Below are 16,093 nucleotides of genomic sequence, written 5' to 3' on the forward strand. Positions count from 1 at the left end.
ATCACGGCGGGCCGGGACGACCTCCTCGCGATCCGGGGGGCGTCCCGGCCGCCGCCGTGTGACCGGCCCGTCCGCACCGCCCTCCGTGCCAGGTCCCGCCCCGCGTGACGATCCGTGGTGACCGTGGTTGACCTGCGGAGGAACGGTCTCGGAACGGACTCAGTACGATAAAGCTTTCTGGTCTAGACCGGCTTCGTGTTGCCTGCCGGGGTAGTGGCGTACGTACTATTCGGGCGATTTGTCCGACGGGACGTCCGGACGCGTGTTGCCCAGATGACGACGAGATCACAAGTCAGATACGGGTACTGGCGAAGGTCGCTTCACGGATGGACAGTCGTGCCCGAAGGACTACGTTTCCCTTCAGCGAACGCGGCGTGACGGGCACGGAGGCCGGCGGATGATCTCCGCGGTCGCCGGCCGGACGCCGGCGGAATGGCCGAACCAGTGGCCGGACGGTAGGAGGTATGGAGCGTGGCCGCACCCATCGAGGTGACCGGGTCCGACAAAGAGGCTCAGCCGGAATCGGTACTGGCCGGCGTCGACCGGAAGAAGATCCAGGGACGCTCCCTCGGGCAGATCGCCTGGCTGCGGCTCAAGCGCGACAAGGTGGCGCTCACCGGCGCGATCGTCGTGATCGCCCTGATCCTCATCGCCATCTTCGGCCCCTACTTCGTCCAGGACCCGCTGAAGTACCACCAGAACCTGATCGACCCGACCTACAACCGTCCCAAGTACGGCTTCTGGCACTCGGGCATCAGCAGTGACCACTGGCTCGGCGTCGAGCCCGGCTCCGGCCGCGACATGCTGGCCCGCATCGTCCACGGCGCCCGGATCTCCCTGCTGGTCTCGTTCCTCGCGACCCTGATGTCGGTCGTCATCGGCACGGTCCTCGGCATCACCGCCGGGTACTTCGGCGGCTGGGTCGACACCATCATCAGCCGCGCCATGGACGCCTTCCTCGCCTTCCCGCTGCTGCTGTTCGCGATCGCGCTGGTCGGCGTCGTCGCCGACGGGGCGTGGGGGCTGAGCGGCAACGGGCTGCGCGTGTCGGTGCTGGTCGTGGTCATCGGATTCTTCAACTGGCCCTACATCGGCCGCATCATCCGCGGCCAGACGCTGTCGCTGCGCGAGCGCGAGTTCGTCGACGCGGCGCGCAGCATGGGCGCCAGCAACTTCTACGTCCTGTTCAAGGAGATCCTGCCGAACCTGGTCGCGCCGATCCTGGTCTACTCGACCCTGCTGATCCCGACCAACATCCTGTTCGAGGCGGCGCTGTCGTTCCTCGGCGTCGGCGTCATCCCGCCGACGCCGTCGTGGGGCGGCATGCTGACCCTCGCGGTGCCGATCTACGAGTCGGACCCGATGTACATGATCATTCCCGGTATGGCCATCTTCATCACCGTCCTCGCCTTCAACCTGTTCGGTGACGGGCTGCGGGACGCTCTCGACCCTCGGTCCAAGTGACTCGGGTTCCTTCGGACCCGTCTAATTGAAGGGGTGCGCCTGCACATGAACAAGATGAGACCGTTCGCGGTCCTTGCGGCCGGGGTGCTCGCGGCCGCGGGGCTCGCCGCCTGCGGCGGCGGCGAGGACGATGGCGGCTCGGGCAGCGGCCCGGGCTACAACGCCGGCGTCAACGAGGTCGTCAACAAGTCGGACAAGAAGGGCGGGACGCTCAAGCTCGCCAGCTCCGACGACTGGGACGCGCCGGACCCCGGCAACACCTACTACGCGTTCTCGCAGAACTTCGCCCGGCTGTACGGCCGCGGCCTGACCACGTTCGACCCGAAGGCCGGCGACGCCAGCCTGAAGGTCGTCCCCGACCTGGCCACCGACCTCGGCCAGGCCAGCGACGGCGGCAAGACCTGGACGTACAAGCTGCGCACCGGCGTCAAGTACGACGACGGCACGACCGTCACGTCCAAGGACGTGAAGTACGCGGTCGAGCGCAGCAACTACTCCAAGGAGCTGCAGAACGGGCCGAAGTACTTCAAGCAGTACCTGGTCGACAACGACCCGGCGTACAAGGGCCCGTACGAGGACAAGAGCGACGAGGGTCTGAAGTCCATCGAGACCCCCGACGACCAGACGATCGTCTTCCACCTGAACGAGCCGTTCCAGGAGTTCGACTACCTGGTCGCGATGTCGCAGACGATGCCGGTGCCGAAGGCCAAGGACACCGGCCTGAAGTACGAGTCCGCGATCGTCTCCAGCGGCCCGTACAAGGTCGACAACTACACGCGCGGCAAGTCGATGACGCTGTCGCGCAACACGCACTGGAACCAGAGCACGGACCCGATCCGCAAGGCGCTGCCCGACAAGATCGAAGTCCAGCTCAAGCAGAACGCGGACGACATCGACCAGCGGCTGCTCGCCGGCTCGCTCGAGATGGACATCGCGGGCGTCGGCGTCCAGTCCGGCACCCAGCCGAAGGTGCTGGCCGCCGAGCAGAAGCCGTACGTGGACAACCCCGTCCAGGGCTTCCTGCGCTTCATGTCGCTGAACGTCAACGTGAAGCCGCTGGACAACGTCAAGTGCCGCGTCGCCGTGCAGTACGCGACCGACAAGGTCGCCGCGCAGACCGCCTACGGCGGCCCGCTGGCCGGCGGTGACGTCGCCACGACGGTGCTGCCCCCGACGGTCGCGGGCTACAGCAAGTTCGACCTGTACCCGCAGAAGCAGGCCGAGGGCGGCGGTCTCGACCAGGCCACGCTGGCCAAGGCCAAGCAGGCGCTCCAGGAGTGCGGCCAGCCGAACGGCTTCAGCACCAAGATCTCGGCCCGGTCCGACCGGCCGAAGGAAGTCGCGATGGCGCAGGCCATCCAGCAGAGCCTGGCCAAGGTCGGCATCAAGACCGAGATCGTGCAGTTCCCGGCCGGTGACTACTTCTCGAAGTACGTCGGCGTGCCGAAGTACGTGCACGACCACGGCATCGGCATGATGATCATGGCGTGGGCGGCGGACTGGCCGACCGGCTACGGGTTCCTGCAGCAGATCGCGCACGGTGAGGCCATCAAGCCGTCCGGCGGCAACAACCTCGCCGAGCTCGACGACCCGGGGGTCAACAAGGCCCTCGACGACGCCATCCAGAACCCGGACGAGGCGGCCCGCCTGAAGGCCTATGGCGAGGCCGACAAGCTGATCATGCAGACGGCCGCGGAGGTCCCGCTGATCTACGCCAAGGCTCTGATGTACAGGCCGAAGCGTGCCACCAACGTGGGGATCACCTACTCCTACGGCGGCATGTACGACTACCTCAACATGGGCGTGACGGAGTAAACACCCCGCTCGACCATGCGTCCTTCTGAAGGCAGGTGAAGGCGACGCCCGCCGGCCGGGTCCGGACCCACAGGTCCGCCCGGCCGGCGGGTGGGGCCGAGCAATTTGTTCGCATACATCATCCGGCGGCTCATCGGCGCCGTCGTCATGCTGCTGCTGGTCAGCCTGGTGACCTTCGGCATCTTCTTCTGGCTGCCGAAACTGGCGGGACAGACCACCGACCAGATCGCGGCCGGGTTCGTCGGGAAGGCGCCGACGCCGGAGGCGATCCAGGACACCAAGGAACGGCTCGGCCTCGACGACCCCGTCCTCGTGCAGTACGGGGACTACCTCAAGGGCATCGTCGCCGGCCGGGACTACAAGGCAGGCCCCGTCACCGACCACTGCCCGGCACCGTGCTTCGGATACTCCTTCCGCAGCAGCCAGCCCGTCCGCGAGACGCTGCTCGACCGGGCCCCGGCGACGGCGTCGCTCGCGCTCGGCGCCGCGGTCATCTGGCTCGTCGGAGGCATCACCATCGGCGTCATCTCGGCGCTCCGGCGGGGAAGCCTCTGGGACCGCACCGCGATGGTGATCGCGCTGAGCGGCGTGTCGCTGCCCATCTACTTCACAGGTCTGGTGTCCCTGGCGCTGTTCTCCTACAGCATCGAGATATTTCCCGGCGGCGGCAGCTATACCAGCATCACCGCCAATCCGGTGAAATGGTTCCAGGCGCTGGTCTTGCCCTGGGTGACGCTCGCGTTCCTTTACGCGGCGATGTACGCGCGGCTCACCCGAGCGGGCATGCTGGAAACGATGAACGAGGACTACATCCGCACCGCCCGGGCCAAGGGTCTGCCGGAGAAGACCGTCGTGACCAAGCACGCGCTCCGCGCGTCGCTGACCCCGATCATGACGGTGTTCGGCCTGGACCTCGGCCTGCTCCTCGGCGGTGCGGTGCTGACCGAGAGCACGTTCGGCATCCCGGGCCTCGGCCGCCTCGCGATCGACTCGATCCGCAGCGGCGACCTGCCCATGGTGCTCGGCGTCACGCTGATCACGTCGTTCTCCATCGTGGTGATCAACCTGATCGTCGACCTGCTGTACGCCATCGTCGACCCGAGAGTGAGGCTGGGCTGATGACCGGCACCGCGCCCACCGCGGACAAGGCGGGCACCGGCGAGGCGCCCGCCGCGTTCCTCGAGGTCCGCGACCTGAAGATCCACTTCCCGTCCGACGACGGCCTGGTCAAATCGGTGGACGGGCTGTCGTTCCAGCTGGAACGCGGCCGCACCCTCGGCATCGTCGGCGAGTCCGGATCGGGCAAGAGCGTCACGAGCCTCGGCATCCTCGGCCTGCACAACAAGCGCAACTCCAAGGTATCCGGCGAGATCTGGCTGAACGGCAAGGAGCTAGTCGGCGCCTCGCAGACCGAGGTCCGCCGGCTCCGCGGCCGCGACATGGCGATGATCTTCCAGGACCCGCTGTCGTCGATGCACCCGTTCTACACGGTCGGGCACCAGATCATCGAGGCGTACCGGGTCCACAACGACGTGTCGAAGCAGGTGGCGCGCAAGCACGCCATCGACATGCTCGGCAAGGTCGGCATCCCCAAGCCGGACAAGCGGGTCGACGACTACCCGCACCAGTTCTCCGGCGGCATGCGGCAGCGCGCCATGATCGCGATGGCGCTGTCGTGCGACCCCGAGCTGCTCATCGCCGACGAGCCCACGACCGCGCTGGACGTGACCGTCCAGGCGCAGATCCTGGACCTGATCCGCGACCTGCAGCAGGAGTTCAACTCCGCCGTCATCATGATCACCCACGATCTGGGGGTCGTCGCGGAGCTGTCGGACGACATCCTGGTCATGTACGCGGGCCGCGCCGTCGAGTACGCCTCCGTGGACGACGCCTTCCACCGGCCGCTGCACCCCTACACGTGGGGGCTGCTCGGCTCGATGCCGAGGCTCGACCGCGAGCGCTCCGACCGGCTGCTGCCGATCGTCGGGTCGCCGCCGAGCCTGATCAACGTGCCGTCCGGGTGCGCCTTCCATCCCCGCTGCCCCTACGCGGACATGAACGACGGCAAGAGCACGACGGAACGGCCCGAGCTGATCGAGCTCGAACCCGGCCACAAGGCGGCGTGCCATCTGCCGCTGGAGAAGCGCCGGGAGATCTGGGCCGACGAGATCCGGCCGAAGCTGTGACGAGCACGGGTGGGAACGAGACTGTGGTGAGCACTACGAAGACCCCGGCGGACGCGGCCCGTCCCTTCCGGGAGGGCGAGACCCTCCTGGAGGTGGAGAACCTCGGCAAGCACTTCCCCGTCACGGCGGGGCTGCTGCGCCGGCAGGTCGCGGCGGTGAAGGCCGTCGACGGCGTGTCGTTCTCCGTCCGCAAGGGCGAGACCCTCGGGCTGGTGGGGGAGTCGGGCTGCGGCAAGTCCACCACCGGCCGGATGATCATGCGGCTCCTCGACCCGAGCTTCGGGAAGATCGTCTTCGAGGGGCACGACATCACGAAGATGTCGCAGGGCCGGCTCCGGCCGCTCCGCCGCGACCTTCAGATGATCTTCCAGGACCCGTACTCCTCGCTGAACCCGCGCAAGACGGTCGGCGCGATCGTCGGGGCCCCGTTCAGGCTGCAGAACATCGAGGCCAAGCAGGGCGTGAAGAAGGCCGTCCAGGAGATCCTGGAGCTCGTCGGCCTGAACCCCGAGCACTACAACCGGTACCCGCACGAGTTCTCCGGCGGGCAGCGGCAGCGCATCGGGATCGCCCGCACCCTCGCCCTCAAGCCGAAGCTGATCGTCGCGGACGAGCCGGTGTCGGCGCTGGACGTGTCGGTGCAGGCGCAGGTCGTGAACCTGCTCGAAGACCTGCAGAACGAGCTCGACCTCACCTACGTGGTGATCGCGCACGACCTGTCGGTGGTGCGGCACATCTCCGACCGCGTCGCCGTCATGTACCTCGGCAAGATCGTCGAGCTGGCGGACCGGGCCGACCTGTACGAGCGGCCCATGCACCCCTACACCAACGCGCTGCTGTCCGCGGTGCCGATCCCCGACCCCGCCCAGCGGGGCGAGCGGAAGCGGATCCGGCTGCAGGGCGACGTGCCGAGCCCCCTCGACCCGCCGCCCGCGTGCCGGTTCCACACCCGCTGCTGGAAGGCGCAGGACATCTGCAAGCAGGTCGAGCCGCCGCTGGTGGAGCTCAGCCCCGGCCACCAGGCCGCCTGCCACTTCCCGGAGAACACCACGGTCAGCGCCACCGACGCGGTCGCCAAGGCCGCCGTCGCGCAGGCCCCCGCGCCCGCCGACGACCCCGCCGAACCGACCGACTGACCGCGTCCGGCCCGACCAGATCGTCTCGTTCGCCCACGGTCGCACGGTCGCTCGTCCGAGCACGCGAAAGACCCGGCCCCTCCACGTGGAGGCGGCCGGGTCTTTCACGTCCCCCGCCGGGGTCGTTCGGTGGCGGCTATTCGGTGGCGGCTATTCGGTGGCGATGGCCTTCAGGACGTCCATCCGCCCCGCCCGCCACGCCGGCCACAGCGCCGCCAGCACCCCGATCACCGCGGCGACCACCAGGTAGACGGCGAGCGTCCCGTACGGGACGGCGAGGACGCCGAGGCCCTCGTCGGCCAGCGCGTTCTGCAGCGCCGCGCCGAACGCGACCCCGATGCCCATGCCGAGCACCGCGCCGAACACCGCGATCATGATGGACTCCAGCCGGATCATGCGGCGCAGCTGCCGCCGGGAGATCCCGATCGCGCGGAGCAGCCCGATCTCCCGGGTCCGCTCGATCACCGACAGCGCGAGGGTGTTGACCACCCCGACGGCCGCGATGATGACGGACATGATCAGCAGGATCGTCAGGAACGTCACGAACCCGTCGACCTGCTTGCGGGCGTCCTCCTTCAGCGCCGACTGGTCGGACACCTTCAGGTTCGGGTAGTCCTTCAGCGCCGTCTCCAGCGCGGTCTTGGTCGCCGCGGTCGTCGCCGCCGCGTCCACCACGATCGTGGCCACGGACGGGTTCACGGTGTGCCGCAGATACACCTGCGGGGACACCAGCCGGCTCCCGATCAGGTCGCTCCTGGTGTACACCCCGGTCACCGTCAGCTGCTCGGTCTTCCCGTCGGTGAACTGCACCGGCACCGCGGAGCCGACCTTCCAGCCGTTGTCCTTCGCGGTGTCCTCGTCCACCATGATCCCGGCGTTCCCGAGGTCGGTGCCACCCGACACGATCTTCAGTTTCGCGGCCTTCGCGACCATGGCGCCGTCGGCGGCCGTGAACCACGTGTTCTTCCCGGCGATCTTCGCGTCGCCCTCGTAGGCGGGCGAGGCGGCCGTCACCCCCGGCACCGCCGTGATCTTCTCCGCGGCGCCCGCGGCGACACCGCCCATGCCCTCCGACTCGACCAGGTAGTCCGCGCCGAACTGCGCGTCGATCTGGTCGTCGACCGACGCCCGCATCGTCGCGCCGAGCACGTTCACCGTGGTGATCAGCGCCAGGCCGATCATCAGCGCGGCCGCGGTCGCGGCGGTACGGCGCGGGTTGCGCAGCGCGTTCTGCCGCGCCAGCCGCCCCGGCGACCCCATCAGCCGCGCCGCCGGCGCGCCCAGCACCCGCAGCACCGGCACGCTGATCACCGGCGCGAGCATCGCGACGCCGATGAACACCGCGAACGCGCCCGCGCCCACCGGGATCACCGGGTTGCCGCCGTTGCCGGCCAGGCCCACCGCGATCAGGCCCGCACCGGCCAGGGTCAGCAGCGACCCGAGCGCGACCCGGATCCGCAGCGACCGCTGCGGCAGCGCGACGTCGTCGCGCATCGCCGCCACCGGCGGGATCTTCGCGGCGCGCCGGGCCGGGAAGTACGCCGACACCACCGTCACCACGATCCCGACCACGTACGACCAGATCACCGGCGTCGCGGTGAACGTCAGGCCGCCGTCACCGGCGTCCCCGACCTGCGACTGCAGCATCGTCGCCAGGCCCGCCCCGGCCACCAGCCCGAGCGTGGACCCGACGATCCCGACCGCGATCGCCTCGCCGATCACCGCCCGCGTCACCTGCGCGCGGGCCGCGCCGACCGCGCGCAGCAGCGCCAGCTCGCGGGTCCGCTGCGCGACCAGCATCGAGAAGGTGTTGAAGATGATGAACGCCCCGACGAAGATCGAGATGAGCGCGAACACGAGCAGGAACGTCCGGAAGAAGTTCATCATCGTCGCGATGTCGCTCTTGGACTCCTCGCGGAGCTGCTCCCCGGTGACGGCCTCCATCCCGGCCGGCAGGACCTTCGCGACCCGGTCGCGCAGCTCCGCCTGCGACGGGCCCGTGGAGCCCATCTCGATGTCGCTGAAGTAGCCGGGCTTCAGCATCAGCCGCTGCGCCGTCGGGGTGTCGAACGCGGTGAGCGTCGCGCCCATCAGGTTCCCGGCGTCGATGAGACCAACGACCCGCATCCGCTGCGGCGGGCCCTGCGTGAGGACCTGGACGGTGTCGCCGACGGCCAGCTTCCCCTTCTCCGCGGTGCGGTCGTCGAGGAGGACCTCGCCCGGCCCCTGCGGCGCGCGGCCCGACGCCAGGTCGTAGGTCCCGGTGCCGGTCCAGTTCGCGCCGATCTGCGGCGGCCCGTCCTGCGGCGTCCCGACGACCTTGCCGTCCTTGCCGACGACCGCCGCGTACCCGGTGACGTTCCCCTTCGGGTCCTTGACGCCCTCGACGCCCTCCAGCGCCTTCAGCACGCTCGCCGGGACCGGCTGCGCCGCCATCCCGTCGTCGTCGCCCTCCAGGACCTTCTTGGCGCGGACGTCGACGGCCACGTTCGTGCCGATCCGGCTGAACAGGTCGTCGAACTGCTTGTTCATGCTGTCGGTGAAGATCAGCGTGCCGGCCACGAACGCCACGCCGAGGATCACCGCGACGGCCGTCAGCACCAGCCTGATCTTGTGCGCCGCGAGGTTGCGGAGCGTGACCTTGCCCATCATCGCGCCGCGACCCCCGGCCCCTGCGCGCCCGGCTGCCCGGCAGACCGCGCGCCCGGCTGGGCGTCGGGCTGCGCGGGGCGGGCGGCGCCCGTCTCGAAGCCCTTCATCCGCTCCAGCACCCGCTCCGCCGTCGGCCCCTGCATCGTGTCGACGATCTGCCCGTCGGTCAGGAACAGCACCTGGTCGGCGTACGCCGCCGCGGACGGGTCATGCGTCACCATCACGATCGTCTGCCCCATGCCCCGCACCGAGTCCCGCAGGAACCCCAGGACCTCCGCGCCGGACTTGGAGTCGAGGTTCCCCGTCGGCTCGTCCGCGAAGATGATCGCGGGACGGGCGGCGAGCGCGCGGGCGCACGCGACACGCTGCTGCTGCCCGCCCGACAGCTCCGTCGGGCGGTGCTTCAGCCGCGGCCGCAGCCCCACCGTGTCGATCACCTGGTCCAGCCACTCCCTGTCGGGCTTGCGGCCGGCGATGTCCATCGGCAGCGTGATGTTCTCCAGCGCCGTCAGCGTCGGGACCAGGTTGAACGCCTGGAACACGAACCCGACCTTGTCGCGCCGCAGCCGCGTCAGCTGCTTGTCCTTCAGGCGGGTCAGCTCGGTGTCGCCGATGAACACCTCACCGGAGTCCACCGAGTCCAGGCCCGCCATGCAGTGCATGAGGGTCGACTTCCCGGACCCGGACGGGCCCATGATCGCGGTGAAGCGGCCGCGGGGAATGCCGACCGTGACCCCGTCGAGCGCGACGACCTGGGCGTCGCCGCGCCCGTACACCTTCGCGATCCGCTGGGTCCGTGCGGCGAAGTCGCCCGCCCCGGGCGCGGTCTTCGCGCCGGCGGTCGATGGGGCGGTGTTCGTCACGTGAAACTCCCGAGAGTGAGTGAGCTGGACTGGTTGCGTGTCGCGACCGCGCCGTCCCCCCGGCGATCCGACGCTCAAAACACTAGAAGGCGAACGATCTCGTGTGATGCCCCTCAGGAACGGACTTGCCGGTCCACCCAAGGCAGTAGAAGGGACCCTCCGCTCGTACCAGCGGAGTAGACCCGTCCATCCGGAAGACGGGGGCGTCTCAGGGGCCCACCCCGAACCCGCCGCGCCCACCGGCCCCGGACCCGCCGCACCACCAGGCCCGGCACCTGCGCCGATACGGGCACGCCGAGCCCTCAGGGACGTCCCTGAGAGCTCGGCACGCCTCCACGGCGCCCTACAAGGTCAGGCCCGGCCCCGGTACGGGTCAGCTCTGGCCCGGGCGGCTCAGACCCGTCTCGTACGCGTACACGACCGCCTGCACCCGGTCCCGCAGCCCCAGCTTCGCCAGGACGTTCCCCACGTGCGTCTTCACGGTCGTCTCACTCACCACCAGCTCCGCCGCGATCTCCGCGTTCGACTGGCCCCGCGCCACATGCCCCAGCACCTCGCGCTCCCGCTCCGTCAGCGTGTCCAGGCCGGGCGGCGGCGACGCGTCCCGCACCGCGGGCAGCCGCGTCGCGAACTTGTCCAGCAGCCGCCGCGTCACCGACGGCGCCACGATCGCATCACCCGCCGCGACGATCCGGATCGCCTGCACGAGATCCTCCGGCGGGGAGTCCTTCAGCAGGAACCCGCTCGCCCCCGCACGCACCGCCTCGATCACGTACTCGTCCAGATCGAACGTCGTCAGGATCAGCACCTTCGGATCGTGCGAGGCCGCACCCTCCCGGATGATCCGGCGGGTCGCCTCGATCCCGTCGACCCCCGGCATCCGGATGTCCATCAGCACCACGTCCGGCAGCAGCGACCGCGTCAGCTCCACCGCCGCCGCACCGTCCCCGGCCTCACCGACCACCGCGATGTCCGGCTCCGCCTCCAGGATGAGCCGGAACCCCGTCCGCAGCAGCGGCTGATCGTCGACGAGCAGCACCCGCACCGTCGTCATCGCGCCGCTCCACCCGCTCGGCGTCCCGCTCCGTCCATCGTGCCCGCTCCTCGCCTCACAGCGCCCTCGCCCGAACCTACGGCGCTCCCACCCGAACCTACGGGACTCCCGCCCAACCTACGGCCTTCCGGCATCTCACGCCTCCAGCGGGAAACGGGCCCGCACCCCGAACCCGCCACCGACCCGCGGACCGATCTTCAACTCGCCACCGTACAGCGCCACCCGCTCGTACATGCCGACCAGGCCGTGCCCCGGATTGGCGCCGTCCTCCGCCATGAACGTCGCCGTGCCGCGCCCGTCGTCCTCGATCTCCACCGTCAGGTCCCCGTCCCCGTAGTACAGCCGCACCCACGCCCGCGCCTGCGGGCCCGCGTGCTTCAGCGTGTTCGTCAACGCCTCCTGGATCAGCCGGAACGCCGCCACGTCCACCCCCGGCGACGGCGGCCGCGCCTCACCCTCGATCCACAGCTGCACCGACAGCCCCGTCTCCCGGACGTGATCCAGCAGCTCCCCGAGATCGCCCAGGCCCGGCTGCGGCGCCAGCTCCCGGCCCGCCCGCTCCGGATCCCGGTCCGTCCGCAGCACCCCGACGATCCGCCGCATCTCGCTCAGCGCCGTCCGCCCGACCTCCTCGATCGTCGACATCGCCTCCCGCGCGCTGCCCGGATCCCGGTCGATGATCCGCCGCGCCGCGCCCGCCTGCACCGTCATCACGCTCACATGATGCGCGACCACATCGTGCAGCTCCCGCGCGATCCGCGACCGCTCCTCGATCCGCGCCGCCCGCGCGTCGGTGCCCCGCGCCCGCTCCAGCCGCGCCGCGCGATCCTCCAGCTCGGCGAAGTACGCGCGCCGCAGCCGCAGGTTCCGGCCCAGCACCCACACCCCGATCAGCAGCACGAAGTTCGTCAGCATCTCGACCGCCGACGTCGACACCGGCAGGAGCGCGAGATACACCAGCAGATGCGTCAGCGCCACCAGCCCGCCCAGCGCGCTCTGCGCCAGCCCCCGGTGCGCGGCGATGCTGTAGATCGCGATCAGGTACGCCAGCACGTCCGACGCCGACGGCGGATAGTCCCCGAGCGCCAGCACCAGCTCGCCCACCACGATGAACAGCAGCACCGGCAGCGGATGGCGCCGCCGCCACCGCAGCGACATCGTCACCACGACGACGACCAGCACGCTCCACAGGTCCGGGTCCCGGAATGCCTCGAACTCCTCGGTCTTCGGCAGCTCCTGCAGCAGCATCTGCGGCAGCCCCGCCAGCAGCAGCCCGAACGCCAGCAGCGTGTCCGCTGCCAGCGGACGCGCCTGCAGCCAGGCGCGGAAGGAATGAAGACCACGGATGCGGGGTGACACGACTCTCACCCTAGGAGGTCGCGCCAGGTCGTGAGCCATCCTGTACGCGGATCCGCAGTCCTCCCCAAGGAGGACGCATCCACCGCCCCGATCCGCCTGCGGACACCGCCCCGGCCCCACCCAGCCCCTACGCCCCACCCACTCCATCCACCCCGCGACCCACCCTGCGCCTCCGGGCGCCAGAACGGGTTACGGGCACTCGGCAGGGCTACAGGTCGTCGCGCTCACGGGCCGCGGCCTGCACGCCGGACACGCCCTCCAGATCGGCGGGAGACGGACGGCGCACCGGCGCCGCCGGCAGCGGCGGGGGAGTGCCACCGAACTCCGGGCACCGCTCCTTGTGGTCACACCAGTCGCACAGCCGGCCCGACCGCGCCCGCCACTCGCCCGTGTCCATCGCCCGCCGGATCGCCTCCCACAGCGCCTCCACCTTCCGCTGCGTCGCCCGCAGATCCGACTCGTCCGGCTCGTACCGCAGAACCTCCCCGTTCCCCAGATACATCAGCTGCAGAAGACGCGGAACCCGCCCCTGCAGCCGCCACAGCACCAGCGCGTAGAACTTCATCTGGAACAGCGCACGCGCCTCGAAATCGGCGCGCGGCGCCGTCCCCGTCTTGTAGTCCACGATCCGCACGTCGCCGCTCGGCGCCACGTCCACCCGGTCGATGTAGCCCCGCAGCTTCAACCCCGAATCCAGCACCGTCTCCACGAACAGCTCCCGCTCCGCCGGCTCCAGCCGCTGCGGATCTTCCAGCGTGAAGTACCGCTCCACCATCCGCCGCGCCTGCCCCAGCCACTCCGCCCGCTCCGCGTCCCCGCCGTCCCCGTCCTCGAACAGCCCCGCCAGCTCCGGCTCCGCCTCGACCAGCCGCTCCCACTCCGGGCCCAGCATCTCCAGCGCCGCCATGGCCGTCCGCCCGCCCCGCGGAAGATCGAACAGCCGCTCCAGCACCGCGTGCACCAGCGTCCCCCGCACCGCCGCCCTGCTCGGCCGCTCCGGCAGCCGGTCGATCACCCGGAACCGGTACAGCAGCGGGCACGTCATGAAATCGCTCGCCCGCGACGGCGACAACGACCCGACCACCTCCACGGCCCCCGGCCCGTCCCCGCCCGCCTCCCCGCGCGCGGTCGGAACGGACGCCTCACTACCCGCCTCGGTCGTCGTCATGGCACAGCACACTAGGCGACACCCCCGACGAAATCCCGCACCCCGCCGGGCCCCCCGACCCCGACCACCCGGTCGGCCCGCGGCACCAGGGCCGTAGCATCGGTGGCGTGACACACAGCGCGCCCCCGACCGAGGGCAAGACGCCCGCCGGCGGCACCGGCCCCGGCGACGGCCCCACCCCGCGGCCCGGCCTCCTCATGGGCCGCCTCTTCGGCGTCCCCATCTTCGTCTCGCCCAGCTGGTTCCTGGTCGCCGTCCTCGTCACCGTCATGTTCGAAGGACAGGTCCACGACGTCGTCGAACGCCCCGCCAGCTACCTCGTCGCCTTCACCTACGCCGTCCTGCTCTACGGCTCGGTGTTCGTCCACGAACTCAGCCACGCCGTCACCGCCCGCGCCTTCGGACTCCCCGTCCGGTCCGTCACCCTCCACGTCCTCGGCGGCGAGACCTCCATCGAACGCGAAGCCCCCACCCCCGGCCGCGAGTTCCTCATCGCCTTCGCCGGCCCGCTCGTCAACCTCGTCCTCGCCGGCATCGGCCTCCTCGCCCGCGCCGTCGTCCCCATGCCCGACGTCGCGCTCCTCCTCGTCGACGCCCTCACCTTCGCCAACCTCCTCGTCGGCGTCTTCAACCTCCTGCCCGGACTGCCCCTCGACGGCGGCCGCCTCGTCCGCGCCGCCGTCTGGAAGGCCACCGGACGCAGCCGCAGCGGCGCCATCATCGCCGGCTGGGTCGGCCGCGGCGTCGCCATCGCCACCCTCATCGGCGGCGCCCTCCTCGCCACCTACGGCACCGGCGCGGGAGAGGGCATCGGCTGGCTCGCCCTCCTCTGGTCCGCGCTCGTCGCGTCCTTCATCTGGGTCGGCGCCACCCACGCCATCCGCGCCGAACACGTCCGCGACCGCATCCCCCTGCTGTCCGCCCGCCGCCTCGCCCGCCGCGCCACCCTCGTCACCGCCGACACCCCCCTCGCCGAAGCCATCCGCCGCGCCCACGAGGACCACGCCGGCGCCATCGTCATCGCCGACCACGACGGCAAGCCCCTCGGCCTCGTCAGTGAGAAGGCCGTCACCGCCACGCCCGAACACCGCCGCCCCTGGGTCACCGCGGGCGACCTCTCCCGCGGCGTCGACGAACGCCTCACCCTCCCCGTCGACATCTCCGGCGAAGACCTCATGGACGCGCTCCGCCGCGCACCCGCCTCCGAGTACCTCCTCCTCGAACCCGGCGGCCGCGTCTACGGCGTCCTCGTCGCCGCCGACCTCGACCGCGCCTTCGCCGGCATCTGACCCGCCGCGCAGGCCCCCGCGGACCGCGTCCAGACCGGGCCCCGCACGCCGCTAGCCTTGACGTTCATGAGCGAACCCCAGCCGAACGACCCCTCGACCACACCCGGCCGCGCCCCCCACGGCCCGTTCCGGCCCGGAGACCAGGTTCAGCTCACCGACCCCAAAGGCCGCATCAACACCATCACCCTCCAGCCCGGCAAGCTCTACCACTCCCACAAGGGCTCCGTCCCCCACGACGACATCATCGGCAGCCCCGAAGGCACCGTCTACCGCTCCACCGGCGGCACCGAATACCTCGCCTTCCGGCCCCTCCTCGCCGACTTCGCCCTCCGCATGCCCCGCGGCGCCGCCGTCATCTACCCCAAGGACGCCGCGCAGATCGTCGCCATGGCCGACATCTTCCCCGGCGCCCGCGTCGTCGAGGCAGGCGCCGGATCCGGCGCCCTCACCTGCTTCCTCCTCCGCGCCGTCGGCGCCCACGGCCTCGTCTCCTCCTACGAACGCCGCCCCGACTTCGCCGACATCGCCCGCGCCAACGTCGAAAGGTTCTTCGGCGGCCCCCACCCCGCCTGGCACCTCACCCTCGGCGCCCTCGAACACCACCTCGCCGAAACCGACGTCGACCGCGTCGTCCTCGACATGCTCGCCCCCTGGGAATGCCTCGACGCCGTCGCCAAAGCCCTCATCCCCGGCGGCATCGTCTGCGCCTACATCGCCACCACCACCCAGATGTCCCGCGTCGTCGAAGACCTCCGCGCCCACGGCGCCTTCGCCGAACCCCACGCCTCCGAGACCCTCCTGCGCACCTGGCACGTCGACGGCCTCGCCGTCCGCCCCGACCACCGCATGATCGGCCACACCGGCTTCCTCGTCACCGCCCGCCGCCTCGCCGACGGCGTCACCCCGCCCGCGCGCCGCCGCCGCCCCGCCAAAGCCGCCCACCCCGCCCCCCAAGGGGGCGCCGCCACACCGGACGGCGCCGCCACGCCCGGCGGCCCCACCGAGTCGTAGATCACACTCCCGCCGCCACGCCCACCCGCACCCGCGCGGCCACCACCCCACCGCGACACCACCGTTTACCCCCCCGGGGCCCCCCCCCCCCCCCCC

12 protein-coding genes are annotated in these 16,093 nt (G+C 70.8%); 7 read left to right on the top strand and 5 right to left on the bottom strand.

Going from position 1 to position 16,093, the window contains the following annotated elements:
* Positions 1-471: 471 nt before the first annotated feature.
* The 5 genes from ACH34S_RS21740 to ACH34S_RS21760 all read left to right on the top strand — a co-directional run bounded on the left by ACH34S_RS21740 (position 472) and on the right by ACH34S_RS21760 (position 6,601).
* Positions 472-1,464 carry an ABC transporter permease gene (locus ACH34S_RS21740; RefSeq protein ID WP_395954524.1) on the top strand — a complete coding sequence of 331 codons (993 nt, stop codon included), beginning with the start codon at positions 472-474 and terminating at the stop codon, positions 1,462-1,464.
* Positions 1,465-1,509: 45 nt separating this feature from the next.
* Entirely contained in the window at positions 1,510-3,279 is a 1,770-nt protein-coding gene (locus tag ACH34S_RS21745; RefSeq protein ID WP_395954525.1) for an ABC transporter substrate-binding protein, read from the top strand.
* 105 nt (positions 3,280-3,384) lie between these two features.
* Complete coding sequence (locus ACH34S_RS21750) at positions 3,385-4,398, top strand: ABC transporter permease (RefSeq protein WP_395954526.1); 1,014 nt, start codon at positions 3,385-3,387, stop codon at positions 4,396-4,398.
* The gene (locus ACH34S_RS21755) at positions 4,398-5,465 is read left to right on the top strand and encodes an ABC transporter ATP-binding protein (protein ID WP_395954527.1); all 1,068 of its coding nucleotides are present in this window, start codon (positions 4,398-4,400) and stop codon (positions 5,463-5,465) included. Before ACH34S_RS21750 ends, ACH34S_RS21755 begins: the two co-directional genes overlap by 1 nt.
* 26 nt (positions 5,466-5,491) lie before the next feature.
* Positions 5,492-6,601 carry an ABC transporter ATP-binding protein gene (locus tag ACH34S_RS21760; RefSeq protein ID WP_395954528.1) on the top strand — a complete coding sequence of 370 codons (1,110 nt, stop codon included), beginning with the start codon at positions 5,492-5,494 and terminating at the stop codon, positions 6,599-6,601.
* Positions 6,602-6,751: 150 nt separating this feature from the next.
* Here ACH34S_RS21760 and ACH34S_RS21765 read toward each other — a convergent pair whose 3' ends face one another.
* The 5 genes from ACH34S_RS21765 to ACH34S_RS21785 all read right to left on the bottom strand — a co-directional run bounded on the left by ACH34S_RS21765 (position 6,752) and on the right by ACH34S_RS21785 (position 13,697).
* Positions 6,752-9,253: an ABC transporter permease gene (locus ACH34S_RS21765; RefSeq protein WP_395954529.1), complete on the bottom strand. Its 2,502-nt coding sequence runs from the start codon at positions 9,251-9,253 to the stop codon at positions 6,752-6,754.
* Positions 9,250-10,116: an ABC transporter ATP-binding protein gene (locus ACH34S_RS21770; protein WP_395954530.1), complete on the bottom strand. Its 867-nt coding sequence runs from the start codon at positions 10,114-10,116 to the stop codon at positions 9,250-9,252. Before ACH34S_RS21770 ends, ACH34S_RS21765 begins: the two co-directional genes overlap by 4 nt.
* 373 nt (positions 10,117-10,489) lie before the next feature.
* Complete coding sequence (locus ACH34S_RS21775) at positions 10,490-11,170, bottom strand: response regulator (protein WP_395954531.1); 681 nt, start codon at positions 11,168-11,170, stop codon at positions 10,490-10,492.
* 135 nt (positions 11,171-11,305) lie between these two features.
* On the bottom strand, positions 11,306-12,529 hold the full coding sequence (locus ACH34S_RS21780) for a sensor histidine kinase (RefSeq protein ID WP_395954532.1): 1,224 nt from the start codon (positions 12,527-12,529) through the stop codon (positions 11,306-11,308).
* A 208-nt stretch (positions 12,530-12,737) separates the two neighbouring features.
* Positions 12,738-13,697: a RecB family exonuclease gene (locus ACH34S_RS21785; RefSeq protein WP_395954533.1), complete on the bottom strand. Its 960-nt coding sequence runs from the start codon at positions 13,695-13,697 to the stop codon at positions 12,738-12,740.
* A 107-nt stretch (positions 13,698-13,804) separates the two neighbouring features.
* On the opposite strand from ACH34S_RS21785, the gene ACH34S_RS21790 reads away from it, so the two are divergent.
* Together ACH34S_RS21790 and ACH34S_RS21795 are read left to right on the top strand one after the other, a co-directional pair.
* Entirely contained in the window at positions 13,805-14,986 is a 1,182-nt protein-coding gene (locus ACH34S_RS21790; RefSeq protein ID WP_395954534.1) for a site-2 protease family protein, read from the top strand.
* Between the two features lie 66 nt (positions 14,987-15,052).
* Positions 15,053-15,997, top strand: coding sequence for a tRNA (adenine-N1)-methyltransferase (locus ACH34S_RS21795; RefSeq protein WP_395954535.1), 945 nt, complete (start codon positions 15,053-15,055; stop codon positions 15,995-15,997).
* The last annotated feature ends 96 nt before the right edge of the window (positions 15,998-16,093 follow it).

Origin of the sequence: Actinomadura sp. 3N508 (assembly GCF_044326375.1) — a bacterium.
Classification (GTDB): domain Bacteria; phylum Actinomycetota; class Actinomycetes; order Streptosporangiales; family Streptosporangiaceae; genus Spirillospora.